At 68.7% G+C, this 26919-nt stretch carries 26 protein-coding genes and 5 pseudogenes; 20 read left to right on the forward strand and 11 right to left on the reverse strand.

Going from position 1 to position 26919, the window contains the following annotated elements; genetic code table 11:
- The first annotated feature begins 302 nt into the window (after positions 1 to 302).
- The gene (locus tag ACIBBH_RS28710) at positions 303 to 1067 is read left to right on the forward strand and encodes a barstar family protein (RefSeq protein ID WP_399409476.1); all 765 of its coding nucleotides are present in this window, start codon (positions 303 to 305) and stop codon (positions 1065 to 1067) included.
- Positions 1068 to 1167: 100 nt separating this feature from the next.
- Here the strand turns inward: ACIBBH_RS28710 and ACIBBH_RS28715 are convergent, their stop codons facing one another.
- The 3 genes and pseudogenes from ACIBBH_RS28715 to ACIBBH_RS28725 all read right to left on the reverse strand — a co-directional run.
- Complete coding sequence (locus ACIBBH_RS28715; RefSeq protein WP_399409478.1) at positions 1168 to 2475, reverse strand: tyrosine-type recombinase/integrase; 1308 nt, start codon at positions 2473 to 2475, stop codon at positions 1168 to 1170.
- Positions 2475 to 2699, reverse strand: a complete 225-nt coding sequence (locus ACIBBH_RS28720) for a helix-turn-helix domain-containing protein (RefSeq protein ID WP_399409480.1) — start codon at positions 2697 to 2699, stop codon at positions 2475 to 2477. The genes ACIBBH_RS28715 and ACIBBH_RS28720 overlap by 1 nt, the downstream gene beginning before the upstream one ends.
- Positions 2699 to 2971 (reverse strand): annotated as a pseudogene (locus ACIBBH_RS28725) (replication initiator); the annotation flags it as partial. The gene ACIBBH_RS28720 and the pseudogene ACIBBH_RS28725, both read right to left, overlap by 1 nt.
- Before the next feature lie 38 nt (positions 2972 to 3009).
- Here ACIBBH_RS28725 and ACIBBH_RS28730 point away from each other — a divergent pair.
- Positions 3010 to 3384, forward strand: a complete 375-nt coding sequence (locus ACIBBH_RS28730) for a hypothetical protein (protein ID WP_399409482.1) — start codon at positions 3010 to 3012, stop codon at positions 3382 to 3384.
- Positions 3385 to 3880: 496 nt separating this feature from the next.
- Here the strand turns inward: ACIBBH_RS28730 and ACIBBH_RS28735 are convergent, their stop codons facing one another.
- Positions 3881 to 5221 carry a tol-pal system YbgF family protein gene (locus tag ACIBBH_RS28735; protein WP_399409484.1) on the reverse strand — a complete coding sequence of 447 codons (1341 nt, stop codon included), beginning with the start codon at positions 5219 to 5221 and terminating at the stop codon, positions 3881 to 3883.
- Between the two features lie 149 nt (positions 5222 to 5370).
- On the opposite strand from ACIBBH_RS28735, the gene ACIBBH_RS28740 reads away from it, so the two are divergent.
- The 4 genes from ACIBBH_RS28740 to ACIBBH_RS28755 all read left to right on the forward strand — a co-directional run bounded on the left by ACIBBH_RS28740 (position 5371) and on the right by ACIBBH_RS28755 (position 7063).
- Positions 5371 to 5598 (forward strand): hypothetical protein, encoded by a 228-nt coding sequence (locus ACIBBH_RS28740; protein WP_399409486.1) that lies wholly within the window; start codon positions 5371 to 5373, stop codon positions 5596 to 5598.
- Between the two features lie 473 nt (positions 5599 to 6071).
- Complete coding sequence (locus tag ACIBBH_RS28745) at positions 6072 to 6455, forward strand: hypothetical protein (RefSeq protein ID WP_399409488.1); 384 nt, start codon at positions 6072 to 6074, stop codon at positions 6453 to 6455.
- Between the two features lie 16 nt (positions 6456 to 6471).
- Positions 6472 to 6735, forward strand: a complete 264-nt coding sequence (locus tag ACIBBH_RS28750) for a hypothetical protein (protein WP_399409490.1) — start codon at positions 6472 to 6474, stop codon at positions 6733 to 6735.
- A complete protein-coding gene (locus ACIBBH_RS28755) occupies positions 6725 to 7063 on the forward strand; it encodes a hypothetical protein (RefSeq protein WP_399409492.1) in 339 nt (112 codons plus the stop codon). The genes ACIBBH_RS28750 and ACIBBH_RS28755 overlap by 11 nt, the downstream gene beginning before the upstream one ends.
- A gap of 100 nt (positions 7064 to 7163) precedes the next feature.
- On the opposite strand, the pseudogene ACIBBH_RS28760 reads toward ACIBBH_RS28755, so the two are convergent.
- Positions 7164 to 7896, reverse strand: a pseudogene (locus tag ACIBBH_RS28760) (tyrosine-type recombinase/integrase); the annotation flags it as partial.
- Positions 7897 to 7987: 91 nt separating this feature from the next.
- Between ACIBBH_RS28760 and ACIBBH_RS28765 the strand changes: the two are divergent.
- Positions 7988 to 8504, forward strand: a pseudogene (locus ACIBBH_RS28765) (transposase); the annotation flags it as partial.
- A gap of 754 nt (positions 8505 to 9258) precedes the next feature.
- Here ACIBBH_RS28765 and ACIBBH_RS28770 read toward each other — a convergent pair.
- From ACIBBH_RS28770 to ACIBBH_RS28780, 3 genes are all read right to left on the reverse strand, one after another.
- Positions 9259 to 9597: a thioredoxin family protein gene (locus ACIBBH_RS28770; protein WP_399409494.1), complete on the reverse strand. Its 339-nt coding sequence runs from the start codon at positions 9595 to 9597 to the stop codon at positions 9259 to 9261.
- Positions 9598 to 9634: 37 nt separating this feature from the next.
- Positions 9635 to 9970, reverse strand: coding sequence for a hypothetical protein (locus ACIBBH_RS28775; RefSeq protein WP_399409496.1), 336 nt, complete (start codon positions 9968 to 9970; stop codon positions 9635 to 9637).
- 145 nt (positions 9971 to 10115) lie between these two features.
- Positions 10116 to 11255: a PucR family transcriptional regulator gene (locus tag ACIBBH_RS28780; protein WP_399409498.1), complete on the reverse strand. Its 1140-nt coding sequence runs from the start codon at positions 11253 to 11255 to the stop codon at positions 10116 to 10118.
- An 86-nt stretch (positions 11256 to 11341) separates the two neighbouring features.
- On the opposite strand from ACIBBH_RS28780, the gene ACIBBH_RS28785 reads away from it, so the two are divergent.
- Genes ACIBBH_RS28785 through ACIBBH_RS28795 form a run of 3 tightly spaced genes read left to right on the forward strand, consistent with a single transcriptional unit; the run spans position 11342 to position 13746 of the window.
- Entirely contained in the window at positions 11342 to 12400 is a 1059-nt protein-coding gene (locus tag ACIBBH_RS28785; protein WP_399409500.1) for a ferredoxin reductase, read from the forward strand.
- Positions 12401 to 12407: 7 nt separating this feature from the next.
- Entirely contained in the window at positions 12408 to 13526 is a 1119-nt protein-coding gene (locus ACIBBH_RS28790; RefSeq protein ID WP_399409502.1) for a fatty acid desaturase family protein, read from the forward strand.
- Between the two features lie 58 nt (positions 13527 to 13584).
- Complete coding sequence (locus tag ACIBBH_RS28795) at positions 13585 to 13746, forward strand: DUF6207 family protein (RefSeq protein WP_399409529.1); 162 nt, start codon at positions 13585 to 13587, stop codon at positions 13744 to 13746.
- Here the strand turns inward: ACIBBH_RS28795 and ACIBBH_RS28800 are convergent.
- The gene (locus tag ACIBBH_RS28800) at positions 13670 to 14695 is read right to left on the reverse strand and encodes a site-specific recombinase (RefSeq protein WP_399409504.1); all 1026 of its coding nucleotides are present in this window, start codon (positions 14693 to 14695) and stop codon (positions 13670 to 13672) included. The two genes, ACIBBH_RS28795 and ACIBBH_RS28800, sit on opposite strands and share 77 nt — an antisense overlap.
- A gap of 494 nt (positions 14696 to 15189) precedes the next feature.
- Between ACIBBH_RS28800 and ACIBBH_RS28805 the strand changes: the two genes are divergently transcribed.
- From ACIBBH_RS28805 to ACIBBH_RS28830, 6 genes and pseudogenes are all read left to right on the forward strand, one after another.
- Entirely contained in the window at positions 15190 to 16062 is an 873-nt protein-coding gene (locus ACIBBH_RS28805; protein ID WP_399409506.1) for a helix-turn-helix domain-containing protein, read from the forward strand.
- A gap of 265 nt (positions 16063 to 16327) precedes the next feature.
- Positions 16328 to 17263 (forward strand): zinc-binding alcohol dehydrogenase family protein, encoded by a 936-nt coding sequence (locus ACIBBH_RS28810; protein ID WP_399409508.1) that lies wholly within the window; start codon positions 16328 to 16330, stop codon positions 17261 to 17263.
- A gap of 186 nt (positions 17264 to 17449) precedes the next feature.
- Positions 17450 to 18379 (forward strand): NADP-dependent oxidoreductase, encoded by a 930-nt coding sequence (locus ACIBBH_RS28815; protein ID WP_399409510.1) that lies wholly within the window; start codon positions 17450 to 17452, stop codon positions 18377 to 18379.
- A 207-nt stretch (positions 18380 to 18586) separates the two neighbouring features.
- Positions 18587 to 19684: a Kelch repeat-containing protein gene (locus tag ACIBBH_RS28820; RefSeq protein ID WP_399409512.1), complete on the forward strand. Its 1098-nt coding sequence runs from the start codon at positions 18587 to 18589 to the stop codon at positions 19682 to 19684.
- 152 nt (positions 19685 to 19836) lie between these two features.
- Positions 19837 to 20380: pseudogene (locus ACIBBH_RS28825) on the forward strand (hypothetical protein); the annotation flags it as partial.
- A 167-nt stretch (positions 20381 to 20547) separates the two neighbouring features.
- Entirely contained in the window at positions 20548 to 21315 is a 768-nt protein-coding gene (locus ACIBBH_RS28830) for a hypothetical protein (RefSeq protein WP_399409533.1), read from the forward strand.
- A 137-nt stretch (positions 21316 to 21452) separates the two neighbouring features.
- Here ACIBBH_RS28830 and ligA read toward each other — a convergent pair.
- Positions 21453 to 23545, reverse strand: a pseudogene (gene ligA, locus ACIBBH_RS28835) (NAD-dependent DNA ligase LigA).
- 177 nt (positions 23546 to 23722) lie between these two features.
- On the reverse strand, positions 23723 to 23878 hold the full coding sequence (locus ACIBBH_RS28840; RefSeq protein ID WP_399409514.1) for a hypothetical protein: 156 nt from the start codon (positions 23876 to 23878) through the stop codon (positions 23723 to 23725).
- Positions 23879 to 24456: 578 nt separating this feature from the next.
- Here ACIBBH_RS28840 and ACIBBH_RS28845 point away from each other — a divergent pair.
- The 4 genes from ACIBBH_RS28845 (at position 24457) to ACIBBH_RS28860 (ending at position 26754) form a co-directional block, all read left to right on the forward strand.
- Positions 24457 to 24594, forward strand: a complete 138-nt coding sequence (locus tag ACIBBH_RS28845; RefSeq protein WP_399409516.1) for a hypothetical protein — start codon at positions 24457 to 24459, stop codon at positions 24592 to 24594.
- Positions 24595 to 24771: 177 nt separating this feature from the next.
- Positions 24772 to 25431 carry a hypothetical protein gene (locus tag ACIBBH_RS28850; RefSeq protein WP_399409518.1) on the forward strand — a complete coding sequence of 220 codons (660 nt, stop codon included), beginning with the start codon at positions 24772 to 24774 and terminating at the stop codon, positions 25429 to 25431.
- 130 nt (positions 25432 to 25561) lie between these two features.
- Positions 25562 to 26272 carry a hypothetical protein gene (locus ACIBBH_RS28855; RefSeq protein ID WP_399409519.1) on the forward strand — a complete coding sequence of 237 codons (711 nt, stop codon included), beginning with the start codon at positions 25562 to 25564 and terminating at the stop codon, positions 26270 to 26272.
- Positions 26188 to 26754 (forward strand): transposase, encoded by a 567-nt coding sequence (locus ACIBBH_RS28860; protein WP_399409531.1) that lies wholly within the window; start codon positions 26188 to 26190, stop codon positions 26752 to 26754. Before ACIBBH_RS28855 ends, ACIBBH_RS28860 begins: the two co-directional genes overlap by 85 nt.
- The last annotated feature ends 165 nt before the right edge of the window (positions 26755 to 26919 follow it).

Here is a 26919-nt window from a genome sequence, read left to right on the forward strand (position 1 = left end):
CCTACGACGACGTGAAGGCAGGGCGGATTCCTTCGCACGACACCTATTCAGGGCGCGAACTTCCGTGGTGGGCGGGATCTAAGGAATACCGCGTGCCTGGTAGGCCGGAAACCGACAGGATCCTGGAAAAGGAGTTGCCCAACGGCGTCAAGGTGTACGGTTGGACATCCACGCATTACACGAAGATTCAATGCTTCAGTGCACCCCACTTCCCTGACTCGGGGTGGAATTAGTAGCCTTATTCGTTAACTGGCGCGGTGACACTTCGGTGTCGCCGCGCCAGCTCCGGTTAGGGGTCAAGCATGACTGGTGAATTGTCTATGGTGATTGAGGCGGATTTCCCGCTGTATGTGGTGGCCGATGATGAGTCTGGAGACGTACTCGTCGCAGCCGAAGAGGTGGAGGGTTTTTTTGTCGACCCGGAGGAGGAAACGCCGGAAGTGGTATTCCTGAGGGCTCATGAGGTTAACAGGGGTCGGCGAAGGACTGAAGACGCAGTACTGGAGATTTTTAATCGTCGACGGGAAAAGATTGGCGAGTACTTCATCGGCCGGGTTGTGCTCGGCGATGTCAGCGCAGAATCGTCAGACGGTAAAATTTCGAGCGTCCTGTATCGGTTCTTTGGTAATCGCTGCGAGTATCCCGGTGCTGCAAAAATCTGGCGACGCTGGGCATCGGAAGTCGCGATGGAGAAGGGAGAATGGCTTCAATGGCCGACGAGTCACCACCGTGCCTGGCTCCATGTTGTCCAGAACGCTTGGTTTACCTCGAATCACAGGGCCGCCCGCTATGGAGTCGATGACGTCGCACATTTGGATGGCGCCCAAATCTCCACGAAGTCGGGATTCTTCTGCGCACTGGGTGAGGCGGTTAATGGTCCTGGTGGGTACTTTGGGTCAAATCTTGACGCCCTGGCTGAATGTATTTCTTCGAGTTTCAGAGAGGGGCCTCCGGTGAAGATCGTTTGGCGAAATTTTCAGGCGTCCGAGGAGTCGCTGGATCGCGATTTTCTGGACTCGGTCATGGAGGTTATGCGCGAATTTCGCATAGATGTCACTATTTGCTGACTTTCATTCTTCATGAATATGTGCAAGCAAATTTGACGCCCCGCCGGGCGGTGCCTGGCGGGGCGTCTGAGTGGGGTGACGGCAGTAGTTGACGGCAACGTCAGCGGACGGGGACGGGGCAGGGCGGCGGTTCGTCGCTGTTGCCGTTGCCCGTCTCGGTGGTCTGCGGGTTGCCGAGCGCGGTGCCGAGGGTGTCGATGGCGTCTCGCTGGAGGCGGAGTCGGACGTGTGCGTAGACGGTGGCGGTGACCCCGATGTGGGCGTGGCCGAGGAGTTCCTTGATCACAACGAGTTCGACGCCCTGTTCCAGGAGCAGGGTGGCGGTCGAGTGCCTGAGGTCGTGGAAGCGGATGCGGCGGAGGCCGGCCTTGCGGAGGAGCGTGGTGAAGGCGCGGGTGAGGTTGGTCGGGTCGATCGGTGTGCCCTGCGCAGTGGTGAACACGTGCCCGCTGTGCTGCCACGTGGTGCCCGCGGCCTCACGTTCGCGCTGCTGCTGCTCGCGGTGAAGCTTCAGGGACTGGAGACACCGTGTGGGGAGGGCGATGCGGCGTTCGGAGGCCCGGGTCTTGGTGGGCAGCGTGGTGAGCCCGCCTGCGGCGGTCCGCTGAAGGGTGCGGCGGATGGCGGCGGTGCCCCGGTCGAGGTCGAGATCTTCCCAGCGCAGGCCGAGGAGTTCGCCCTTGCGCAGTCCGGTGTGGAGGGCGAGTTCGAACAGCGCGTGCAGCCGGCGACCTCCTGCGGCTGTGAGGACCTGGCGGGCTTCGTCGGCGGTGAGGGGTTCGAAGCGTCGGGGACGTGGGGTGTCGGTGCGGACATTGCGGGCGACGTTGCGCGAGATCTCCTCTTCGCGTACGGCGTGCTCCGGGGCGGACTTGAGCACGGAGTGGATGTAGGTGAGTGTCAGCGGGGAGAGCAGCTTGTGGCAGCACTGGCCGGCGGCGCAGCAGCGGGGCTGGTCGCGCCGGGCGTCGATGCCGCGCGTGCAGCACTGGCAGGTGGTGCGGAGCTGGTTGAGCCAGGTGCGGACGTCCTTGGCGGTGAGCTTGGTGAGCTTCTTCTTGCCGAGGCCGGGGTTGAGGTAGCGGCTGACGCAGGCGGTGTAGCGGGTGTGGGTGTTCTCGCGGAGGTGGTGTACGGCGACGTTCTCCAGCCAGTACGTCAGGTACGCGGCCACGCTGCCCTGCGCGGAGGGGACAGGAAGGCCGCGGTTGCTGGCGGCGATCTTCTCGGTGAGTTTGGCCAGGGCTTCCTTGCGGGTGGTGCCGTAGACACGGATGCGGCGGCGGGTGTTGCCGGGGGCGAGGACGTATCCGGCGGCTTCCCAGCGGCCGTCCTTGCGCTGGTAGACGGTTCCGTCGCCGTTGGCGCGCACGCGGCGGGAGGCGGGGTTGTCTCGGGGCGTGGTCATTAGGCGGCTTCCTGTTCGAGGCGGGTGCGGATGAAGTCGGTGAGGGCGTGGGCGGGGATGCGGCGGGCGCGGCCGAGGGTGAGCGAGGCGAGCTGGCGGGTGCGGAGCAGGTCGTAGACGGCGGAGCGGCCGAGCTGGAGGCGGGCCATCACCTGGGGGACCGTGAGTAGATCGAGCGCCGGTGCCGCCTCCGCACAGGGGACGGTGGTCGGGGGCGAGGCCATCAGCAGCCCCCTTCGGCTGCGAACTGCCGTTCCAGTTCCCTGCGGTGCCAGACGTGGGCGGCGAGGAGCGCACCGCCGGGGCTGTATCCCGAGCCGAGGTAGTCCCACTGGCCGACGACCAGCGTGGTGTCCGGGTCGGGCTCGGGCAGGCCGGCGTGGGCGCGGGCCTGTTCGGTGCGCCAGGCGCGGCGGGCGGCGCGCAGCGCGCCCAGGGTGGTCGAGTAGGAGCGGGACTTGGTGGAGAAGTGGCCCCGAAAGCCGAGACTCCACCGCGCAGAACGCCTACCGGAGCCTCAAGCAGGCAGGACTTGTGTACGCGGTCAAGGGGCGCGGTGTCTTCGTGCGCCAGGCCCCGGAGCCGGGCAAGCACCACGGGCCGATCACGAACTACCTGCTGCGAGACGAGATCGCCCGCGAGGCCCGTGCGGCTGCCGCCGAGTTCGCCGACCTCAGCGATGACGAGTTGCTGGAGCGGGAAGCGGAGCTGGACCGGCGATGGGTCACGATCCGCGAGGAGCATCAGCGAGTCTTCAACGAGCGCCGGAAGGTAAAACGCGCGAAGAGCCGACGCGGCCTGTTCCTGCCACCCCTCCATGACGACGACACCGATCCGGACGTGTCGCCGAGCCAGAAGCTGGAGGCCGCACTGGCCGAGTCGAGGAAACGCCGGCAGCAGCGCACCTGATCGACAGCCTCACAGATCGACCAGTGGTGAGCTGTTCAGAGTTTCTTTACTTGATCAAGAAGGGCGTCCCGCTTGCGCGGGCCGCCGCGCGTCGGCGGCCTGTGACCGCCGCCCGCTCCTGTCTGCCGCCCCGCTGGCGACGCCCACCGGCCACTCGGCGCGCAGTGGCAGGCAAGCGAGCCGACTCCGATCCCGGAAGCAACCGCAGCGGCACCGGCAGGCCGACTCCGCCGAACGCCGCACAGCACCACGTCAGGCTCGGCAACCGAAGGCCGCGATCGATCTTCGTCGGCGTGGGTCACAGGCGAAGCCACAGATCGAGCAGCCCATCCCGCGCCGAGCGGCCAGGCCGGAGCGGGGCGGATGCTGTGACGGAAGGAAGAGGCGTGGTTGAGGCCGGTGCGGGGTTGCTGGAAGCACACGTGGCGGGTGATCTGTCGGCGCACCCGCCGTCGTGGCTGACTTTCTGTGGCTGAGCGTGAAGGAGCGACGGGGATCAGGTGACCAGCGACGGTGGTGCGATCGTCCGTGCTCGGTCGTACAGGTCGAGCGCCGTTGCGTTCTTCAGATGAGGGCGCAAGAGACCGAACATCGCCTTCACGCGCTCGTCGGCGCGGCCGGACTGCACCTTGGGGTAGTCGTCGAGGGCCTGGTGCCAGGTGACGCAGGCCGCCTCCAGGTGGCCGAGTTCCAGCTGCCTCTCGGCCAGCAGTCCGCGACGGTGTACTCGTGTGCGCTGGTACGCGCTGGGGCGGAGCCGGTCCGCTTGTTGCATGGCTTCGACGGCTCCGGCCTTGTCACCGAGTTCGTAACGCACCTGGCTGACGTGGTAGTTGAGCGAAGAGGGGTCATACGAGCCGAACGCCTTGCCGCGTGACTCGGCACGGTCCATGGCCGCCTCGGCCTCCCGGATGTAGCGCAGCGCGCCCGCACGGTCGCCGGTCTGCGCGGCGGCGTGCGCCTGCTGGCCGACGCGGAAGGCCAGCATCCGAGGGCCGGCTTTCGGGGAAGCCGCGGCAGCGGCATCGGCCAACTCCATAGCCTTCGCCCCGTGGCGGACGTCGACCGCCTGGACGCTCATGCCCCGCAGGGTGGTGCAGTACGTCAGGTGGTCCTCGGCAGCGCCCGCCAGCTCCAGAGCCTTGACGTAGTAGCGCTGCGCGAGACCGTGCAGACCTTCGTCCACGGCCATGTAGCCGGTCAAGTAGAGAAGGTCCGAGGCGGCGGACAGCATCGCCTTGCGTACATCCTCAGGCGCGTCAGCGCGCAGGTACGAGGCCACAGTGTTGACCATGAACGAGGCCGCCATAGGGCGTGCGTGACGGCCGCCGAACTCATCGTCCAGCTCCGAGACACGCTCGGTCATGGCAACGACCATGTCCACTTCGTTCATGCCGATGCGACTCGTGCGGCCGGACCGAATGGCATCGGCACGCCCGACCACATCAGGCCAGCCGGGAATGGTGACGGCCACGGAGAACAGGCCGGCACCCAGGACACTGCGGCGGGACGGGTCCATATCCTGTCTCCCCAGGTCGATCACCCCTTCCACGGTATCCGCAGCCGCGGAGGAGCGATCGCGTGGAACCGGTAGCCCGGCCTCGGCATGGGTGACGGGTCGGCCAAGGCGGCGGGAGAGAGCTTCGAGGATGCATCCGCGCACCGCGCCGCGAGGGACGGTGCCCCCGAGCCAGTGACTCACCGCCGACTCGTCATAGCGCAGGGGGATTCCGGTCTCGGTACCGACGCGGTTCACCGCCCGCGCGAACTGGCGGTGAGTCCAGCGGCTCTCGGTGAGCAGGCGCCCGAGCGCCCCGTTCGGTTCACGCTTGGCCATGCCCTCAACTCCCCGTGACCTTGCGAACTTTCAAGGCTTTCAAGTCCTGGCGCTGCGGCAACGGTACCGCTGAGCGTGGTCGTGCGGTTGCGTAGAGGCAGCAGGCAACGGCGAGTCCTCGCCGCAGCCGTCGTCTGAAGGGCTGAGGGATGAGAAGCGAAGCACGGGCCCGTCTGGCCCGGATGACCGAGGAGCGAGGCATGGACGGGGTGTTGAGGATCGACACCTCCCAGGGCGCGGACCTGCCGCCGGGTTCGAACCGGTTCTCGCCGTGTCTCTGCCCGCAGCACGGCAGTGCCACGCCCCAGTACGGTGCGGAGAAGCTGAGCGTCGCAGTACGCGAGGCCAATCAGCGCAGCCGCGGAGAGCGGCTGTGAACCGGTTAGCCGCAGCCGTCGGCCACTACGCCGGACCACTCCTGATCATCACCATCTCGGGATCGGTCGGCTTCGTCCTGGGCGTCGCCGCCGCATCCACACCCGCCTGACTCCTCCCCGTCACGCATCCAGGCTCCCCACCTGTGATGAGGGAGGGCCCGCCGTCGGAAGCGGTGGGCACCCCGTCCGGCTGCCTTCTTCGCAAGGGTCCGGCAGCCGGACGGGTCCAACTCCGCAGCATCCGTCGCGGAGTCCACTGAAAACCGTAAGGGAGAAAACGATGAACGTGGACGAGCTGTTCACCGGCGATCTGATCACTGGCGTCCCGGCCGTCGAGGCCGCGCTGCTCGACAAGATGCCGGGCGGTGGCGACAACAACGGCGACCACTGCAGCAAGTGATCCAGGGCTGACGCCAGGCGGGGCGGGGCCGTTCGCGGCTCCGCCCCGCCGCACGACATCGGAAAGGGACGACATGCTGTCGATGCGTCTGCGCCTGGCTGATCTCCAGGAGCCCAAGCGGAGATCGCAGGGCGGCCGTTGGAACAACGGCGAGAGCTGGATCGAGCCCGTAAACGTGTCCACTCTGGTCATGGAGGTCAACGACGACCAAGCGCCGCGCGTACGGGTCCGGGTGAAGGAGTGCAAGCGGGACGAGGCCGACTTCGTCGAACTCACCATGGAGCCCGGACAAGCCCGCCTGGCGGCGGGCGTCTTCGGCACAGCCCCGCTCTATCTGACAGGGAAGGCCGAGGAGCTGCACGCCTCGTGGGACCTGACACTACTGCGACCGTATATGCAGGCCGATCGCCTGGTGCCGCGCGTTGTCGCTCGAACGCTGACGAGGCAGCACCGCTAGTGAGGATTCGGCGCTGTTGAAGGCCGCGCAGCAGGCGGGGAAGAACCAGAAGGTGCAGGCTGACCTGGACACCCTGTTCCAGCAGCTGTCACGCGGAAATATGAATCCGGGCCTCGGAAGCAAGGCGCTGGCAGGAACTGATGTCACCTACGCGCGAGGAAGGAACGGCGGTCGCCTGTTCTTCCGGAACGTGGACGGAGGGATTCAGATCGTTGGGAAATCCGATAAGGCGAACGAGTCCAAGATGATTGCGAGGCTGAATCAGCTCTATGGCCAGTGACCCTCTCTACCGCGTAGAGAACCAGCAGTTCAGTGCGCTCTTCATGTTGGGCGCGGAGGACGACAAGGAAACCGTTGAGAATGTTGACGCGGAACTCACCCTCCCGGATGGGACGCGGTGGAGCGCCACGTTCATGACGCTGCGCGCGATCGAGCAAGTGATGGATCGATGGAAGGAGACTGGGGAATGCTCCGGCGGGGCATATTTTCAGTGTCCCGATCTCGTGATCATTCCGGAGGGGGGTCTAGCTGCGATGCTGGATTCCTTCAAGGGGATCATCGATTCAGGCGGACCTGAAGGAGTTTTGCAGTTCCTGGGCGAAAGCTAGCTCACCCGTAGGTGCTGTCGCAGCGTGAGACAGGATGCCCCTTTCCCGATTGGCGGAGAAAGGGGCATCCTGGTCTTTGACGGCAACGCTGACGGCAACGTCAGCGGACGACGGCTGTGGCGGGTGGGTTATTGGGGTCGTCGTCGGTCACGCCCAGGGCGTCGATGGCTTCGCGTTGGAGGCGGAGTCGGACGTGGGCGTAGACGCCGGCGGTGACGCCGATGTGGGCGTGGCCGAGGAGTTCCTTGATCACGATGAGGTCGACGCCTTGTTCCAGGAGGAGCGTGGCGGTCGAGTGTCGTAGGTCGTGGAAGCGGATGCGCCGGAGCCCGGCCCGGTCGAGGAAGCTGCGGAAGCGGCGGGTGAAGTTGGCCGGGTCGAGAGGTCGACCGGCCGGGGTGGTGAAGACGAGGCCGCTGTACTGCCAAGCTGCCCCTGCGGTCTCGCGCTCCGTGTCCTGCTGCTGTTTGTGCTCCTTGAGGGAGTGGATGCATTCGGTCGGGAGGGCGATGCGGCGTTCGGATGCGCGGGTCTTGGTAGGCAGATGCGTGAGGCCGCCGGTTCGGGTGCGTTGGAGCGAGTGGCGGATGGTGGCGGTGCCTACGTTGAGGTCGAGGTCCTCCCACCGGAGGCCGAGGAGTTCACCCTTGCGGAGTCCGGTGCGGAGGGCGAGTTCTGTACAGCGCGTGGAGCCGGTCGGCGCGGGCTGCGTCGAGGAACTGGCGGGCTTCGGCCGCGGTGAGGGGCCGGAAGCGCCTGGGCTGGTGCGTGGTGATCTTGACGTTACGGGCGACGTTGCGGGGCAGTTCGTCTTCGCGGACGGCGTGTTCTAGCCTGCGCGTTTCACTTGCGGCCGTGTCCGGATCTTGTGCGGAAAGACGAAAGTGCCTTCTGAGCTGGGATGATGAGGTTTGTCTAGGGCTTCTGTCACCACAGCAGGAAGGCACTTTATGCGTGCACACTACCGGGTTGCGTCCCAAGCTCGTCGTCTCGGCCGACGGTCGCGGAGTGGTCAGCCACGCCGGATCCCGCCTGCTGGCCGATCTCGCCGATGCCACGGGCCTGAGCGGCTCCTTCGCCAACGCGCTGCGCCGGTTGCGGCCGCGCGGCACCGGCCACGATCCGGGCCGGGTGGCGGTCGACCTGGCGGTGATGCTCGCCGACGGCAGCGAGGCAATCGCCGATCTGGCCCTCCTGCGCGATCAGCGCGAGGTGTTCGGTCCGGTGGCTTTCACCCCCACCGCTTGGCGCGTCCTGGCCGACATCGACACCACCACACTCGCGGCACTGCGCACGGCCCGCGCCGCTGCGCGGGAGATCGCCTGGCTGCAGGCCGCCGAGACCCGGCGCGGGATACGATCTCCCGCGCGGGCGACGCGACCTGCCTGGCCTGGTCCTGGACCTCGACGCCACCCTCGTCACCTGCCACTCCGAGAAGGAACAGGGGTGAAGTGCCGGGTGAGGGTGGCCCCTTCGATCGGGCACCATTGGGCCGGGTGAAGACGTAGCCGCTGTCCTGCCAACTTTCGCCTGCTGCTTCGCGTTCCTGGCGTTGCCGACAGCGATGCTGTTCGAGGGAGCGCAGGCACTGCGTCGGCAGGGCTATGCGCCGTTCGGAGCTCTGGGTCTTGGTCGGGAGGGCGGTCAGGCCGCTGGAGTTGGTGCGCTGGAGGGTGCGCCGGATGCTGGCAGTTCCTCCGGCCAAGTCGAGGTCTTCCCGCTGCTCGATGCGATCCCGTGCTGCCTGATCACCCAGCGACAGAACGCTGGCCTCAGTTGCGAAGTGCTGTCGCGAGCAGTGCGTTGACGGCGCTGCGAGGCCGGATTCGGGCAGCCGTTTGGCGCTGCCCAGCCGCGTCAGGCGTACAGGTAGTTGTGGGTCCAGTAGCCGCTGGACGTGAACTCCCCTCCGCACCGGTGACACGGCGCAGTGCGCCCCTCGTCGGCGAACTCAAACAACGTTGTACACGCCGATCACAGTGTCACGCAGGAGCTGTTCTTCGTGCACCTTGTGGCTGATGCATAGGCGACGATATCCAGCGCGGTCGGTGTGCGGCCGCACTGACAGGGTTGCCGGCCGGAGGCGGGGATGACCAAGAATTCGCTGATGGAATCAAGTGGAATCCTCAGCAGGCCCTCGATGTAGCGGAGTTCTGCGGCGGGAGTTTCAACTACAGGTCCTTGATAGCGGCCGCTCAGAGGTGGCCGTCCAGGAACTTCCGTACCTCGCCGATGGTCATAGGCCCCGTGCCGTGCGCCACCGCCTCTCCCTCCTTCAGCAGGACGCAGGACGGGGCTCCGGTGATCCCGTATCGCTCGGTTGCGGCCGGACAACGCGTGACGTCGGCGCGGACGGCCGTCAGGCGGCCCGTGTAGTCGCCGGCGATGCCACCCACGACGAGGTCCATCACCCGGCAGGGCTCGATTGCCTTGGGCCATGTCCCGGTGAAGTATGCGAGGACCGGAACTCCGCTCATCCCGAGGATGAAATTGAACTCCGCGTCCTCACCGGGCCGGTGAACCCGCTTCGCCATGGAAGCTCCTGACCTCACGTCCGTTATTCCACCCCCATCATCCCTCGCGCGGTGTGCCAGGCCGGCCCGGTCGGTCGTCCGGTTGACCTGTCGGAAGGGAGGCACGGGGCCGTCGCAGAACCACGGTGGTCCCCGGCGCGAGCGGCCCGGCCCCCCGCCCCTGGTGACCCGGCCTGGCCGCCCCGCCGGTCACCCAGCTGCAGCCCGCCGCGCGCCCGTGGGTCAGCTCGTGCCAGAACAGCGCCTCCACGACGACATGAAAGCTGTTTTCAAGGGCATAGCGGACCAGATCACCGACCAGATGCTCGATGAGCGCGTCGACGAGCGGGCCGGTGCGCATCGTCCACCGGATCCAGTCGACCGTATCCGCCACCGCGCTTCTCAGAGACAGCGCCCCCGACGGGCTTCCCGAGGCCTTGTCTGGCCTTCACATCAACCCCTGGTCTCAAGCTGGCCAATACCGCTTTTCCCGGGGCCGCATGAGCCAGCTGATGGCACCGAGAACGAGGCAGTACTCGTCAGCTGACCCGAAGACCGACCGCCAGCGTCAATTCAAGGACCCGGTGTGGCGATGCGAGATCCGGAAACAGCTCCCGCAGCTGTGACATCCGGTACCGGACTGTCTGGGGATGGACGAACAACGCCGCCGCCACCTCGTCCCGTCTGCCCTGGTGCAGCAGCCACGCCCGCAACGTCTCCTCCAGCCGCCGTGCGGTCGCGACAGGCAAGGTCCGCAACGGTGCGAGGGCTCGGGCACGCAGGTCTGCGAACGCGTCCACGTCGGCGCTCAGCACCAGCTCGGGCAGGTGGTCCTCGGTGTCGCGAATATCAGAGGAGAGGGAGCGCGCGCGTACGGCTCGTGCGTACGAGGCGGACGCACGAGTCCATGGCCGGGCCGGGCCGACCACGGCGGTGCGGTCGGTTAGCTGCCGCAAGAGATGTGATCGGTCCGCATCGGGGACGAGCAGCACACCGGTGGCGTCCGGCAGATCGTCGAGGACGAGGGTGCTCGGGTCGAGCGCGCGGTAGGCAGGTCGGGCCTGGGCGGCGGGCAGCAGGACCGCGGTCAGCGAAACCGGAGGCTGCCACCCGGCCCGTTGAACAGAGGCCAGCAGCACGTCCGGGCTCGCGCCGGCGAGGAGGTCGCGGGCCAGGTGTTCCAGGTGGCGCTCGTGGGCCCTGCCCCGGGCGGCCAGTTCGTCGGCGTGGCCCGCGGCGCTCGCGGCGGAGAGCTCGTCGATGTAGGCGAAGGTCAGCTCGGCGAACTTGGCGACCTCGGCGGCGGGCAGACCTGCGGGTACGGCACCCGCTGCCAGGCATCGCCAGGCCACGCGGGCGCCGACGCGGTAGGCGCTGAGTAGGGCGTCCATCGAACGGCCGTCGCGCACCTCGCCGCGGCCCAACTCGTAGGCTGCGTCACCGGCGTCGCCGCCTGTGGCGTTCCCGCTCGCGAGGTCCAGGTAGTCCCCCAGGGCGGTGCGGACGGCTCGGCGGATCGTGCCGCCCATGCGGCCCGAAAGGGCGTTGGCGTAGGGAGGGACCTCGTCGATGATCGCCTGGACGACCTCGTCGGCAGTGGTCTTCAGCGCGGCCCGAAGTGCGGTGACCGTCGTCTCGTCCAGGGCCAGTTCGCTGGCCCTCCGGATTGCATGGCTCACGTTTTGTTCCCTGCGAACAATTCAGCCGATCAGATTTACGTCCTACGGTCAGGACTTTACGCCTTGAGGCGCAGCAAGCTGGAGTCATGACGAGTGCAGCCCTCCGCAACAGGGCGTGGAAACTGCTGGAGATGGTCACGACGCCGCTGCTGCCGTCGGACTACCTCGACCTGGTCAGTCCGCTGCGTGCGGGCGCTGACCTGCGTGGGCGCATCGAGGCCGTGCACCCCGAGACGGGTGACGCCGCGACTGTCGTGATCAGGCCGGGACGGGGCTGGCGCGGCCACACAGCCGGTCAGTACGTGCGGATCGGGGTCGACGTCGACGGGGTGCGCCTGTGGCGTGCCTACTCCATCACCTCGCCGACAAACCGCCAGGACGGCCGCGTCACGATCACCGTGAAGGCGATCCCGGACGGCAAGGTCAGCAACCACCTGGTCCGCAGGGCGAAACCGGGCACGCTGATCCAGCTCGACCAGCCGACCGGTGACTTCGTGCTGCCGCAGGCCAAGCCCGCCAAGGTGCTCTACCTGACGGCCGGCAGCGGCATCACGCCCGTGATGGGCATGCTGCGCGACATCGAGTTCGACGACGTCGTCATGGTCCACTGCGCGCCACAGCCGCAAGACGTGATCTTCCGCAACGAACTGCACGACCTGGTCGCGGACAAGAAGCTGCGGCTCACCGAGGTGCACACCGACACAGACGGCATGCTCGACATCGCCCGTCTCGACGAACTCGTGCCCGACTGGGCCGAGCGCGAGACCTGGGCTTGCGGGCCCGCGGGCCTGCTCGACGCCGCCGAAGAGCACTGGACCGAGCACGGCGTCCAAGAGCGCCTTCACACCGAACGCTTCCGCCCCAGCATCGTCGTCGCCGGCGACGGCGGCGGCGAGGTCACGTTCAGCGCCACCGGCAAGACCGTCGACGCGGACGGCGCCACGCCGTTGCTGGACATCGGCGAGGAGGCCGGCGTGCTCATGCCCTCCGGGTGCCGCATGGGCATCTGCTTCAGCTGCGTCACGCCGCTCAAGGCGGGCGCCGTCCGCGACCTGCGCACCGGCGAGATCACCGAGGCCGAGCCGGGCGTCCTCATCCAGACCTGCGTGTCCGCCGCGGCGGGCCCCTGCGACATCGAACGGTAGGAGCACCTTGACCGCCATCGACCCCACCGCCCACCTGACCGCGGAGCAGATCGAGGAGCTTGGCCGCGAGCTGGACGCGATCCGCGACGAGGTGATCGCCGGCCGCGGCGAGAAAGACGCCGCCTACATCCGTAAGGTCATCTTGGCGCAGCGCAAACTCGAGCTGGTCAGCAGGGGCGTGCTGCTGTTCTCGATCTTCCCGCCCGCGTGGCTGCTCGGCACCGCCGGGCTGTCCGTGGCGAAGATCATGGACAACATGGAGATCGGCCACAACGTCCTGCACGGCCAGTGGGACTGGATGCGGGACCCGAAGATTCACTCCACCACCTGGGAGTGGGATCACGTCTCGCCGTCCGAGCAGTGGAAGCACTCGCACAACGAGCTGCACCACACGTACACCAACGTGATCGGCAAGGACAACGACCTCGGCTACGGCATCATGCGCGTCGACGAGGACCAGAAGTGGCACCCGTTCCACCTCGGCCAGCCGCTGTGGAACTTCATCAACGCCTGCTTCTTCGAGTACGGCATCGCAGCGTACGACCTGGAGCTCGGCAAGCACCTGCACAAGCGCCGCCGCAACAACCCGGAGTTCCGCGCGCGAGCCAAGGCCGTGGGCCGCAAGATCCGCAAGCAGGTGCTCAAGGACTACGTGATCCACCCGCTGCTGTCGGGCCCGTCGTTCCTCACCACGCTCGCCGCCACGTTCACCGCGAACCTGGTCCGCAACATCTGGTCCCACTCGGTGATCATGTGCGGGCACTTCCCCGAGGGCGTGCAGGTCTTCGAGCGCCGGTCGATCAAGGGCGAGACGCGCGGCCAGTGGTACCTGCGCCAGATGATGGGCTCGGCGAACATCAGCGGCAGCAAGGCCATGCACTTCATGACCGGCAACCTGTCGCACCAGATCGAGCACCACCTGTTCCCGGACCTGCCGAGCAACCGGTACGCCGAGGTCGCGGTGAAGGTGCGCGCGCTGTTCGAGAAGTACGAGCTGGAGTACGTCACCGGGCCGCTGCCCAAGCAGGTGTTCTCCGCGTGGCACAAGGTCTTCCGGCTCTCGCTGCCGAACAAGAAGCCCAAGGTCAAAACGCCGGACCGCGAGCAAGAGCTCGTCGCGGCCTGATTCCCGGTATTGGTTCAGATCTTTCGGCCGTACCGGCGGCACCACTGGGTTCGGTGAGATCCGCTGCGGACGGTGGGCGACCGCGACGACAGACCACACGACACAGGATCCGGGGCAGCCCGGTGCCCGGCCGCGCTGCTACCTCAACGTGCGCCAGGAGCTCCACACAGCCCCCGGCAAGGTGTTGCAGTGCGCTGACCTGCCATGGTCGAGCCGATAGCCGGGCGCGTACGCGCACCGCACTCGGCGTCGTGGGTGAGCGCGGAGTGCCGCAGCCGGTGCAGGGTCCAGCCGTCGAGGTCCTCGATGTCCTCGGGTGAGGCGAGCGGGTTGGCCAGCAGCCGCGTGGCGTACTCGAAGATCTCCTCGGCCCGCCGGTAGGAGAGCCGGGCACGTCCGGTCTCCGGGCACACGTCCAGCGACGGCGTTCCGGCCGGGGCCTTGCGGCCGGTGAGGAACAGCGGCCCGCGGGTGCGTCCAGCGATGAGCCGGGGCAGCAGCTGGGCGGTGCCGGACTGCCAGTGAATCCACTCCGTCGCCCCGCCCTTGGCGGTGATCTTGCCGCGCTTGTCCTGCGGGTACAGGTCCTCCACGTTCAGGCACAGCACCTCGTCGGCCCGGGCTGCGGACTCGTAGAGCATCCTCCACTGCGTCTTCTCCCGCAGGGCGACGTCCAGGCGCCACAGGGCGGCGATCTGGTTCTCGGCGAGGGCATTGGTGCGGTCCGGCGGGGCCGGGCGCCGCTCGATGCCGATCGTCGGATCGACGGCGATCCAGCCCTGGCGCTGCCACCAGCCGATCGCCTTGCGGGCGATGGACAGCTCCCGGTTGACGGTGTCGGCGTCCATCTCGTCCGCCCGGGCCGCCGCCAGCTCGGCCAGGACCTCCGGGAGTACCGGGTCGTCGATCGCGGCGACGGGGAAGGCGGGCGGCTTCGCGCCCCGGCGGGCCGGACCGGTCGGCGCCGCCTCGCCGGCGAACATCCACCCCCATGTCGTCAGCGAGATCCGGTAGACCCTGGCGGAGGACCTCGCGATGCCCGCGCCGGTGAGGTACCGCTCGACCGCCGTGGTGTACGGGGCCGGAGGGGCGGACAGAGGCACCACCCGGGCGCGCGGCACACGCAACACGCCCCCATTCCCGAGTTCGGTCACTCGTTCGATCGCCATGGCCGCCCTGCCCTCCAACACTGCCGCAGTAAATCCGTACACCTCACCTCGGCGGCCGGAATGCCCCGTCGCAGGTCGCGAAGATCACGGTAAAGGACCCGCCGCAGTACTTTGTAGCGCCGGTTTTCGTTCTGATCCGGCTGGAGGCCGCGAAGTACAAACAAGCAGCCGAGCTGTCCCGTACCAGCGACGCTCTTACCCGCTACATCGACGACAACCTCGCCTGACCACGCCCGCATTGCCCGGTTCCGTCGAAGTCCTGAACGGTCGGCCCCGGAGCGTCCGGCCCCGCCGAGTAGCGAAGATCCGTTCCCAGGGGAGGCGCAGGTACGAGATGGTCGGGGGAGTCTGAGGGGATCTCACCCTCGGCTCCCACAGGTCCGTCTGTGGTGCGTCAAGCCGGTTCTTCAGGCCCCTGGGCGTGCGGTGAGCTCGGCTCAGTCAGGGGGTCGCGTCCCCTGTTTAACCCTGGTGGGGGCAGAAATACTGGACGGGTGAACCTGCCTGAACTTGGAGCCTTCCTGCAGTCACGGCGTGCGCGGGTCACCCCTGCGGAGGTCGGTCTGCCCACCGGGCCGCGCCGCCGGGTGCCCGGTCTGCGCCGCAACGAGGTCGCCCAGCTGGCCGGTGCGTCGGTGGACTACTACATCGAGCTGGAACGCGGCCGGGGCGCGCAGCCGTCGACGCAGATGCTGGCGGCCCTGGCCCGCGCGCTGCGCCTCGACAACGACGAGCGTGACCACCTGTTCCGCCTTGCCAGCCGCCCTGTGCCGACGGTCCAGGGCACCGCGATGCATGTGCAGCCGGCCATGCTGGCGCTGCTCGACCGGCTCGACACCACCCCGGCGCAGATCATCACCGACCTGCACGAGACCCTCGTGCAGAACCGGCTCGCCGCGGCGCTGTTGGGCTCGCCCCTCCACGCAGACGGTCATACGGCGAGCTTCGCGTACCGCTGGTTCACCGACCCCGACAGCCGCTGTCTGTACCCCGAGGAGGACCACCCGCACCATTCCAGAGTCCTGGTGTCCGATCTGCGGGCCGCCGTGGCGCGCCGCGGCCACGACGCGCGGTCCACGCAGATGGTCGCCCTCCTCCACCGGGCCAGCCCGGAGTTCACCGAGCTGTGGGGCACCGGAGACGTCGCCGTACGCCGCGGCGACCGCAAACGCGTCAACCATCCCGAGCTGGGCGTCGTCGACATCAACTGCCAGAACCTGTTCAGCGAAGACAGTCGGCAACGCCTGCAGTTCTTCACCGCCCCGGCGGGCAGCCCGGCAGTTGAGCAACTGCGCCTTCTCGCCGTCATTGGCATCCAGGAACTCGGCGGCAACTCCACCGGCTCCGACATGAACGCCGCGCCGTAGCGCGTACCGGCACGGCAGCAGGCATTCCCGGACGAAACACCCCGCGCACCGGGTCGGTGGGCGCGCCGCCACCGGACAGAACACCCCTTCCCTGCGACAGACGTGAACCGGATTCCGTCACGGTCGCGTCGCCATGCCCTGCTGCCTTGCTGCCTTGCTGCCTTGCTGCCTTGCTGCCCGGCGTCCGCTGGCCGTCGGCCGCCGGACGTCCGTCAGCTGATCCACGACCGCCCTCGACGAGGGCCGAACTCCAAGGGACTCCACCGTGCGTGCTCTCGAAGTCACCGCTTTCGGCACCCCCGACGTACTGCGCCTGGTCCACCGTCCGGATCCCGAGCCGCGACCCGGCACAGTACGGGTGCGTATCCACGCCACCATCGTCAACCCGGTCGACTGCTGGGTGCGCCGGGGCACCATGGCCAACCGCACCCCGAACCTGTCGTTCCCGTTCACGCTCGGCTTCGACATCGCGGGCACCGTGCTGGACGACACCGACGTGTTCACCGCCGGGCAACGCGTCATCGGCCTTTACCCGTGGTTCGTCGAGGGCACGGGCAAGGGCGCGAACGCCGAGATCATCCACGCCGACCCGCGCTGGCTGGCACCGCTGCCGGACAGCGTGGACTGGGCCACCGCAGCCACGGTCCCGCTCAACTCGCTGACGGCCCGCCAGTCGTTGTACCTCCTCGACTACACCCCCGGTGACACCGTCCTGGTCACCGGCGCCAGCGGTGCTGTGGGCAGCTTCGCCTCCCAGTTCGCCGTGGCCGACGGCGCCGAGGTCGTGGCCGTGGCGTCCGCCGACGACAAGGCATACGTCACCTCTCTTGGCGTCAAGCACGTGCTGTCCCGCGACGAACCGCAACGACTCGTCGAAGCTGTCCGGAAGGTCACACCGAACGGCGTCGACCGGGTCTTCGACGCCGCTCTCATCGGCGCGCCGCTGCTCGGTGCCGTCCGCGACGGCGGCAGCTTCGTCTCCGCCGTCGAGGCTGTCGCCCCGGCTCCCGAGCGCGGCATCACCGTCAGGGGCGTGCACGCCGTACCGGACAGTGCCCAGCTGTCCGACATCATCCGCCGTGTCGCGGCTGGGGAGCTCACCACTCGGATCGCCGAGGTCCTGCCCGTCGAGGACGGTGCGGAGGCACACCGCCGCATCGAGGCGGGCGGTCTCCGCGGCAAGCTCGTCCTCACGTTCTGACTCCGTGCCGCGGCGACGTGCCACGCTGCCGGTCTGCGGCCGGTCCGCCCCCGCGCCCCAGGCCGCTCGCGGCCGCCGGGACCTGTCTCTGCGCGACCACGGGACACCCGGCCGTACTGCTGATCACCGTCGGCTCACCGGGAACTCCTTCCTTCATCCCTTCACCCCTTCCTTCAGGAGACAGTCATGCGCGTCATCACCCAGCACATCGTCGGCGACCCGTCCGTACTCGAGATCGCCGAGATCGCCCGCCCGGAGCCGAGCTACGGGCAGGTACTGATCAAGGTCGGTGCGATCGGCGTCAACCCGGTCGATGGGCATGTGCGCTCGGGAGCCATGGCGATGCTCGGCCGGCCACCGTTCACCGTCGGCTGGGATGTCGCCGGTACCGTCGAGACCGTCGGCCCCGGCGTGTCCGCCTTCGCTCTCGGTGACGAGGTCCTCGGCATGCTCGCCCTTCCCGGAGCGGGCAACACCTACGCCGAGTATGTCCTCGCCTCGATCAACGAGATCGTTCACAAGCCCACCGGACTCACCGTCGAGCAGGCGGCGGGCCTTCCGATGGTGGGCCTCACCGCCTGGCAGAGCCTCGTCGGTCTCGCGCAGATCCAGCCGGGACAGCGAGTGCTGGTGCACCGGGCCGCGGGCGGTGTCGGCCACCTCGCCGTGCAGATCGCCAAGGCCCGCGGTGCCCACGTGCTCGGCACGGCGAGCGTGGGCAAGCATGAGCTGCTGCGCCGCCTGGGGGTGGACGAGCCGGTCGACTACCGCACCCGGGACTTCGCTGAGGTCGGCCAGGTCGACGTGGTGTTCGACCTCGTCGGGGGCGAGTACGGCGAACGCTCCGCCTCTATCGTCGCTCCTGGCGGCGTGCTGATCAGCGCGTATCCCCAGGACACCGGCGTCACGCCGGACCGGATCGCCGAGCTCGGCATCCGGCACGCCGTCACCATCGTTCACCCGTCCGCGCCCGACCTGGCCCAACTGGCCGCTCTCGTCGAGGCCGGACGACTCACCGTCCACGTCGACCAGGTACTGCCGCTGGCCGAGGCCGCCAAGGCCCACGGGATCGTCGCCGCGGGCGCGGTCACCGGCAAGCTCGTCCTGGTGCCCTGATAGCCGCCTCACCCGAGCCGCGCGAACACTACGTACCCGCGCCGACGCTGATCGCAGAGCGTCGTGTACGTCGTTCACGGCGACGGCGTGCCATTCATACCCCGGCGTGGGCGCCGAACGCGTCCGACCGGCGTTGGACGCCCCCCGGCCGCCGGCCTACCCGGCGGCCGGACACCAGAAAGTAACTGACAAAAAGAAGGAGTCGTCATGAAACGGCGGACAGCCCTGCTTCTCGGTGTCGTTGCCCTGGCGGCGGCCCCGACCGGGCAGGCGTACGCCCACCTGGGCCACGCGGAGTCCCCCGACGGGACGCCCACGGGGGCCGAACCGTCCTACGGGAAGGGGTGGCGGCCCCTGGCACCGATCGCGAACGGGCCCCGGCAGGAGCACAGCGTCGCCGCGGTCGGCGACAAGGTCTACGTCGTCGGCGGCGTCCTCGCCGAATCGGGCTTCCCCACCACCAGTCGGATGGAGGTCTACGACACGCGACGTGGCACCTGGTCGGACGCGGCGCCGCTGCCCGTCGCGATGAACCACCCCAACGTCGCAGCGGTCGACGGCATGATCTACGTCCTCGGCGGGCTGTCCGGCGGGGCCGAGTGGCAGGCCCTGCGCGACTGCTTCGTCTACGACCCGCGTGGGGACCGGTGGATGCGGCTGCCGGCGATCCCCGTGGGCATCGAGCGGGGCAGCGCCGCGGTGGGTGTGCACGGAACGAAGATCTACCTTGCGGGTGGTATGCGAAAGCTGGTGCCGGTCCCCGGCGGTCTCCACGACACCGTGAACACGGTGTCGTCCTATGACGTCGTGACCCGCCGGTGGAAGACGCTGCCGAGCTTGCCGCAGGCCCGCGATCACGTCGGTGGAGCCGTCGTCGGCACGACGTTCTACGTGCTCGGCGGCCGGGACCGGGGACAGGTGAACGTGCGGGGCACCGTCTACGCCTACGACCTGCGCTCCCGCCGCTGGTGCGAGCGGGCACCGATGCCGACCGCCCGCGGCGGCATCGCCACCGCGGTGGTGGGAACGAAGATCTACACGTTCGGTGGCGAGGGCAGGCGCGACGGCACCGGTCCGGATGCCGTCTTCGCCGAGAACGAGGCGTATGACACCGTCCACGACCGCTGGCAGCGGCTTGCCGCGATGCCGGTGCCGCGCCACGGCACGGCAGCCGTCGCCGTAGGCGACACGATCTACATCCCCGGTGGCGGCACCGCGGGCGGTGGCAATCCGGTGGACGTCAACGACGCCTACCGGCCCGCCCATCGGTGGGCCTACGACCACCCCCAAACGAGCCACCGGTAGTCGGATGGGGCCTTGCCAGTAGGCGGCTGCGTGGATGTCAGAAGCTGTTGTCTTTCCGGGTCTGAGGACGGCGTTTTCGCTGGTCGGGCATAGGGGCGACGATCCTGTGGGAGTGGTGGTCTGTCGTGTCGCCGCTGCTGTGGAGGTCATGGATGCCGTCGGTTGTGGGGCTGTTGGAACAGCGTGAACTCGTCGCTCGCCGTCGCGTGGACGAGCTGCGGGAGGAGGCCGACCGCCTCCAGGCTGAACTGGCCGTGGCCAAGCGGGAGACTGGAAAGAATGGGCCATCGCTCGCTCGCGGGTGGGCGAGGTGCTTGCCCCGGCAGACGAGACCGAGCATGGCCACGACCAGGCCGACCGGACAGCACCGACCGCCGACGGACAGGCCGAGGAGGCATCGTCAACGCCGGAAGCGGCGAAGGTGAAGTCGCAGGTGCCGGTGTGTTGTGAAGGGCTTGCGTGGTCGGCGTTGTCGGTGGCCTACCAGCGCATCCTCACCGCGCTGGCGGACCGGGCCCGGCTCGGGCAGGGGCCGATGACCTGCCAGGAGATGGCCGCCTTGTTCGGCATGGCGTGGTTCCGGCGCGGGTGGAGGCGCTGAGGTCGAAGGCGAAACGTCTGGTCGCGCGCGGCTGGCTGGCCGAACCCGCGCCGGGCCTGGCCCACCAGGGGCGAGTGCTCCCCGCACCCGCGGGGATGGTCCCGGAGAACGTCGTGTCGACCACCACAGTCACGAGTGCTCCCCGCACCCGCGGGGATGGTCCCGACCGGACGCACCGCTCGCCGGACGGTGGAGCGACCACCTCGCACTCTGGGCGCAGCACCGCACCGACCGCGAAGGCGACTTCCCCCTCAGCCAGTGCGTGGTCCAGCTCTCCGCTCCCGAACTCGCCGCCGACCAGTTGCTGGGCGTCACCGAGTTCGCGGGCCTGGCCGGTATCGCCGCCTCCACCCTGCGCTCGTACGCCTCCCGCGGCGAAGGGAACGTCCCCCTGCCCCAGGCCACGGTCGGCGGACGCAGCGCCTGGTCCCGCCCGGTCGCCCAGGACTGGGTCACCCAGCGCAGCCGCTCCCCGGTGAACGTCGCGGCCGCCGTGGCCGGGCCCGACCCCGACGCCCTGCCCGCCGGCGTGAGCGACCTGTGTGAACGCCTCACCGCCAAGTTCCAGGCCCTGCTGTGGGGCCGCCCGCAGAACCGTAAGCGCTGGGTGCTGCGCCACCGCAACGAGCCGGACGTGCGGGAGATCTCCAACGAACTCGCCCTGCACGTCGCCACGCGCTTGGACGACATCATCCCCACCGACCACCTGGCCACCACCATCCGTCACGCCATCCTCGACGAACTGACGGAACAGCACGGCAGGGACAGCGACGAAGGCGACGACCGCACGCACTTCTACGCCCTGACCACCCCCGTCGCCAAGACCCTGGACTGGCTCATTCGCCATCACCCCGACTACGGCCAGTACGCCATCGGCGACATCGTCCGCGAGGCCCAAAGCCGCCTCGGCATCCCCCGCGACGCCGTGGCCGACACCCTGCTGCGTTCCCTGTCGATGGACGGCAAGCTCGACAGCGCCAGCCTCACCGCGTACCTCGACCTGGCCCTGCCACCGGAGAAGACCCACTGACAGGCACAACCGCAAGCCGCTGCCTGGCAGCCACGCGCATGGGCCTCCCCGGCTGTTCGGCCGAGGAGGCCCATGCCCAACAGCCCGCGCGTTAGAGCAGGCGGTCGATGCGGTGTGCGGTTGTCCGCTGGCCTGGATCAGTCCAGGTAGTCGGCCACCAGCAGGACGAACTCGTCGGGTGTGGCCAGTCGGATGCCGAGGTCTTCGGCCTTGGCCCGCTTGGATCCGGCGCCTTCCCCGGCGACGACGAGGGCGGTCCTTTTCGACACGCTGGAGGAGGAGCGTCCGCCGGCCCGCTCGATCAGCTCGTTCATCTGGTTGCGGCTGAGCTGCTCCAGAGGTCCGGTCATCGTGCCGGTGACCACCACCGTCATCCCGGCGAGCGGACCGCCGGCCGAACACCATCAGGGCCCTCGCCGACCCCGGACGTGTCCTCACCGACTGCGGATGGGGGAGTGGCACCGGGTTCGGTCATATTCAGCCCGGCCGCTGTCAGTTTGTCGATCAGCCCCGCGAGTTCGGCCAGTTCGGCGACAATCGCGGGTGCCTTCTCGGCGCCAATCCCCTCGACCTGCTGCAGGGCCTCGGCGTCGGCGGCACGGATGTTGTCCATGGTGGCGAAGTGCCCGGCGATACGGCGGGACATGGAGCGGCCCGTGCCGCGGACGCCGAGCGCGCACAGCACCCGCGACAGCGGCCGTGTCCGGGCCGTGGCGAGCGCGGCCAGCAAGTTGTCCGTGCTGGTTCCGCCCATCCGCTCCAGCCCGAGAAGCTGGTCGCGGGTCAGGGTGAACAGGTCGGCGAGATCCGCGACCAGGCCCGCCTCGACCAGTTGCACGATGCGGGTGGCGCCCAGGCCTTCGATGTCCAGCTGGTCGCGGCCTACGGCGTAGTAGAGCGAGGCGACCAGGTGGCAGTTGCGGCCCTGCTCGCACCGCCAGCGTTCCTGGCTGTTGTCGATACCGGATCCGCACCGCGGGCACACGTCGGGGAAGATGATCGGTTGCTCGTCGCCGGTGCGCAGGTGGGCGACCGGGGCCTCGATGCGCGGGATGACGTCGCCGGCGCGATGGACCATCACGTGGTCGCCCAGGCGCAGGTCGCGGCGGGTGATGTCGGCCGGGTTGTGCAGTGTGGCGTAGGTGATGGCGGAGCCGTCGATCTCGACCGGTTCCAGAACGCCGCGCGGGGTGATGATGCCGGTGCGGCCCACGTTCCAGTCCACTGCCAGCAGCCGGGTGATCTTCTCGGCGGCGGGCAGCTTGTAGGCGATCGCCCACCGCGGCGCCCGCGAACCGGACCCGGCCGCCTGCTGATCGCAGGCCAGGTCGGCCTTGATGACGATGCCGTCGATCCCGAACGCCAGCCCGGCGCGCAGCGCGGCGATCTCCTGCACCCGGCCCAGGACCTCATTGGTGGTGGCTGCGGTGATGCCGGGCACCGCCGTGGTGGCGGTGGTGTTCACTCCCAGCTCGCCCGCCAGCGTCATCAGCTCACTGTGGGCGAATCTGCCCAGCTGTGCGGCCAGGGCGTCGTCGGTGTCGGGCAGCGGCAGCAGGCCGTAGCCGAAGAACGTCATCGGGACCGTGTAGGCGCGGTCCTTGGCCCGCAAGGTGCCGGCGGCCGCGCCCCGGGGGTTGGCGAAAGGCTGCCCACCGTGCGCGGTGCGCACCTAGTTGGCGTGCTCGAACTGCGCATTCGTCATGAGGACCTCGCCGCGCAGCTCCACGCTGACCGGCTGGGACAGCGTTTCGGGCAGGCCTTCGACGGTTCCCATCGCGTGCGAGACGTCCTCCCCGGCCGTCCCGTCGCCGCGCGTGATCAGCCGGGTCAGCCGCCCGCGGGTGTAGCGGGCGGCGATGGCGAGTCCGTCGAGTTTCGGCTCGACGCAGAAGCGTTCCGCCTCGTGTCCGATCCGGCGCGCCAGCGAGGCCGTCCAGGCCGTGAACTGCTCGGGCGAGAACACGTTGCCCAGGCTCAGCATGGGCACCGTGTGCGGCACGTCGCCCTCCACGGCACCGCCGGCGACCTTCCCGGTCGGCGAGTCGGGCAGCACCTGATCGCGATGATCGGCCTCCCACGCGGCGATGCCCCGCACCAGCCGGTCGTAGGCGTCATCGTCCAGCGGGGAAGTGCCGTCCGCGTAGTAGGCGGCCGCGGCTTTCACCACGGTCTCGACCGCCTGCGCGTAGGCAGCGGCATCCACGATCTGCGCAACTGGTGTGGTCATGCCCGTCATCCTGCCTGCCACCACTGACATTGCTACTCGTAGCGGCTCCCGGCGGCCGTGGGCACCCACCAGAGTCCGCCTGTCGACAAGCGGGCGCCGGCCCGGCCGGTCGGAGAGGACGCGCAGCGGCCTGACACCTGCCGCGCATCCTCCCCGGCCGCCGTGAACGGTGGGGCGTCACAGCCGCAGGAACAGATACAGCGCGGCCCACGCGCCCAGGCCCAGGGACAGTGCAGGGACGAGCGCGGGCGCTTGCGCGGCGACGAGGACCACAAGACCGGAGCCGAAGAGAGCGACGGCGAGGGCGGTGCGGTTGTCGGGGGCAGGGGACACGGACGGCCTCCAAGGTGTCGGTGCGGCCGGCCGGTTGGCGAGCCGCAGCGACTTTGGAGGGCCAGGGGGTTAGCCATGCAATTCCGTGCGGTTCCCCTGCAGGTCGGTCAGTCCTCAGCTGTCTCGTTGAGGATGTCAAAGGCGTTAGGCACGCTTTCGTCCCCTCCGTCCCAGGAGTGATGGGGGGCCTCCAAGGCACTCGGGGCGTCTTCGCCCCAGGGGTGCTGGCCCTTGGGGGGAACTGACGGCTGGGAGTGCGCCGACGGCTGCGGTTCCGGCGATTTCCGGGGCCGACCCCGGGGCGTTTCCGCAGGCCAGTGCTCGTTGAGCAGGTTCAAGAAGCTGTCTGGGTCGGCGACCAGGGCGTTGAGGCAGGCGACGACGAAGGCCTTCATCTCGCGGCCCCGATCGGTCAGTTCCTTCTGGGCGTCCGCTTTGAGTGGGGCGGGCGGTCGCACGGTCAGGGGTGGGTCGCGGTGCTGGCTACTCATACGGAGAACTTTCCATCAAGTGGCTTGCCACTTTCAAGGTCGGGGGCTACATTAAAAGTGGCAAGCCACTTTCTCTGAGGGGATTGCATGGACACCGACCCAGTCACCAGCGCCCAGAGCCGCACGGCCAGCGCGCTCAAGATCGAGTTCACCCCCGCACTGTCCGGAGACGCGGAAGTCGAGCCGGGCATCGGCTATCTCCAGCCCGGTGGCCTTGTCGTGTAGACCGGCTGGTCGTATCCGCGGCACGGTGAGGAGCCGGGACTGCGCCAGCACCCCGCCTACGAGGACAGCAGCGTCCAGTGCTGGCACATCTCCACCCCCTGCGGGCACCGCGCGACCCGCTTCCGCTACCTCACCCGACCCGAGGCTGAGGCCGCGGCCGCCCAAGTGACTGCCGCGTTGCCCGGGGGTGTGTGGCCGCGGGAGGCTGACACCGCGGCGCTGCTGCCGCTCGCGCTAGAGGCGTCCGAGCAGCCGGCGCTGCTGCCGCTCACCCACCGGGGCAAGCCCAGCTGGGGTTCCGGCTACGGCGGTGACCTCGCCAGCTTCTGGATGCCCGACACCCGGGACGAGTACGAACGGATGATCGCCGCGCACGGCCGGATCCCGAAGAACTGCCAGGCGTGCGCCCGGACCGTGCGCGCGCAGAAGAAGGCGGGCTGGGGGCTGCGGACGAACCACTGGCCCGTGTGGTCGGTGCACGGTCGCAGTGGCGCCGACCGCTACGTCCGTCCGCACTGCCCGTGCACCGTCTGCATGCGTATCGATGTGCGCATCGGGCCCGTCAAGCCCCTCACCGACGAGCACGGCGCCACGATCACGGGCTCCTGCGCCGTCTATCCCTGGACGGAAATGCGGTCCGTCATCGGCGCCGTGGAGCGGGAAGAGCGGCCCGTCGCCTGGTTCCGGCACTTCCTGCGCGATGCCGGGTGCGTGGTGATCGACGAACGTTCCGGCGTGGGCCTGTGGCCGACAGGCGTCCGGCACGACGACGCCCTGTTCTGCGAAACCGGAGAAACCGGAGCGCTCGATCTCGACGACATCACTCACGACTCCTGACGAGACCAGCCCGGCGCAACCAAGCCCTATCTGTCCACATCCGCGCAGTCAGCGTGGTGTGGGACCAGCCTCCTGGCGCAGCGCAACCAGCTTCCGGGAGGCACTCCGATGGCCAAAGGAGGAAGACGAAATGACGAACCACGACGTGGCCGTACCGGAGGTCGAGGTGGCCCGCTACGCGGCGCCGCGGGTCAGCGTTTCGCCGGTGACCCAGGTGATCTGGCCGGAGCCGCTCGACAAGCGTTCGATGCCCGGCCAGTACCAGAAGGTGCTGCTCGACACCCGGACCGGTGAGCTGCGGTTCCACGAGAACACGCGACACCTGGAGCCGTGGAACCCGGCCTGGAAGGCAACCAACGACGTGCCGCGCGAGACGTGGAACCGCTGGTACCCGGGAACGGGCTTCGCGCACAACGGTCCGCACATGTGGTTCGGGCCGGTACCGCAGTTACTGTCCTGGACGGTCGACTCCGGCGTCGAAGAACTGCCCTACCTGGACATCGCGGCCGCCAACGCACTGCTTCATGAGCTGACCCCTGTCGCGCAGGCCCTGATGGACGGCCTGTTCGACGGCGGTGGCGACCTCGACTGGTCCGCCGCCTCGGCCCGCGCCGGCCGCAACATCCGGCGCCTCGTCTCGGAGACCACCGACCGACGCTGGAATTCGCAGACTGGGACGCTCAACACGGCCGCCTGGCCGCTGGTGAGATCACCTCCACCACCGCGGAAAGAGCCCGGGCGGCCTGCGGAGGCTCCATCTGCTTCGAGGACGAAGCGGGCTTCACCCGGCGGCCGCCCAAAGGACGCACCTGGGGCCGGCGCGGCCGCACACCGGTCGTGACCGTCAGCGGGCGACGCTCGGGCCGGCTGTCGGTGGCCGGACTGATCGCGATGCGGCCCGGCTCCCGCACCAGGCTGTGTCACCGCCTGCGCACCCATCCCGCGGGCAAAGGCAAGCGCCGCAGCATGGGCGAGCGCGACTTCATCGCCCTGATCGACGGCACCCACCAGCTCCTCAAAGCGCCGATCGTGCTGGTCTGGGACCGGCTGAACACCCACGTCTCCCACGCCATGCGTGAGCTGATCGCCGAGCGGAAGTGGCTGACGGTGTTCCTGCTGCCCGCCTACTCACCCGACCTCAACCCGGTCGAAAGCGTGTGGGCACACGTCAAACGCAGCCTGGCCAACCTCGCCGTCGTCGCCCTCGACCGCCTGGAAACGCTCGTCCGCAACCGCCTCAAACGCCTCCAGTACCGGCCCGACACCCTCGACGGCTTCATAGCAGGCACCGGCCTGACCCTCGACAATCCAGCGTCACCTTGACGAGCCGAAGTCAGTAATTCAATTAGAGCCCATGTTCGATTTTCTGGGCAAGCGGAGACACACGGCAGCCGGGGAGCAGCAGGTGGGTGGTGAGCAGCCGCTCTCGCGTCTGGACGCGCTGCGTTTCGCCCGGCGCGTCGTCGAGCAGCAGGCCGTCCGGCAGCT

The sequence above is a fragment of the Streptomyces sp. NPDC051636 genome (genome assembly GCF_044453765.1).
Taxonomy (GTDB): Bacteria; Actinomycetota; Actinomycetes; order Streptomycetales; family Streptomycetaceae; genus Streptomyces.

Coding starts and splice junctions, on each gene's coding strand:
- ACIBBH_RS28710 (WP_399409476.1), top strand. CDS start 303: ATGACTGGTGAATTGTCTATGGTGATTGAGGCGGATTTCCCGCTGTAT.
- ACIBBH_RS28715 (WP_399409478.1), bottom strand. CDS start 2,475: ATGACCACGCCCCGAGACAACCCCGCCTCCCGCCGCGTGCGCGCCAAC.
- ACIBBH_RS28720 (WP_399409480.1), bottom strand. CDS start 2,699: ATGGCCTCGCCCCCGACCACCGTCCCCTGTGCGGAGGCGGCACCGGCG.
- ACIBBH_RS28735 (WP_399409484.1), bottom strand. CDS start 5,221: ATGGCCAAGCGTGAACCGAACGGGGCGCTCGGGCGCCTGCTCACCGAG.
- ACIBBH_RS28740 (WP_399409486.1), top strand. CDS start 5,371: ATGAGAAGCGAAGCACGGGCCCGTCTGGCCCGGATGACCGAGGAGCGA.
- ACIBBH_RS28745 (WP_399409488.1), top strand. CDS start 6,072: ATGCTGTCGATGCGTCTGCGCCTGGCTGATCTCCAGGAGCCCAAGCGG.
- ACIBBH_RS28755 (WP_399409492.1), top strand. CDS start 6,725: ATGGCCAGTGACCCTCTCTACCGCGTAGAGAACCAGCAGTTCAGTGCG.
- ACIBBH_RS28770 (WP_399409494.1), bottom strand. CDS start 9,597: ATGGCGAAGCGGGTTCACCGGCCCGGTGAGGACGCGGAGTTCAATTTC.
- ACIBBH_RS28785 (WP_399409500.1), top strand. CDS start 11,342: ATGACGAGTGCAGCCCTCCGCAACAGGGCGTGGAAACTGCTGGAGATG.
- ACIBBH_RS28800 (WP_399409504.1), bottom strand. CDS start 14,695: ATGGCGATCGAACGAGTGACCGAACTCGGGAATGGGGGCGTGTTGCGT.
- ACIBBH_RS28815 (WP_399409510.1), top strand. CDS start 17,450: ATGCGCGTCATCACCCAGCACATCGTCGGCGACCCGTCCGTACTCGAG.
- ACIBBH_RS28820 (WP_399409512.1), top strand. CDS start 18,587: ATGAAACGGCGGACAGCCCTGCTTCTCGGTGTCGTTGCCCTGGCGGCG.
- ACIBBH_RS28845 (WP_399409516.1), top strand. CDS start 24,457: ATGGACACCGACCCAGTCACCAGCGCCCAGAGCCGCACGGCCAGCGCG.
- ACIBBH_RS28855 (WP_399409519.1), top strand. CDS start 25,562: ATGACGAACCACGACGTGGCCGTACCGGAGGTCGAGGTGGCCCGCTAC.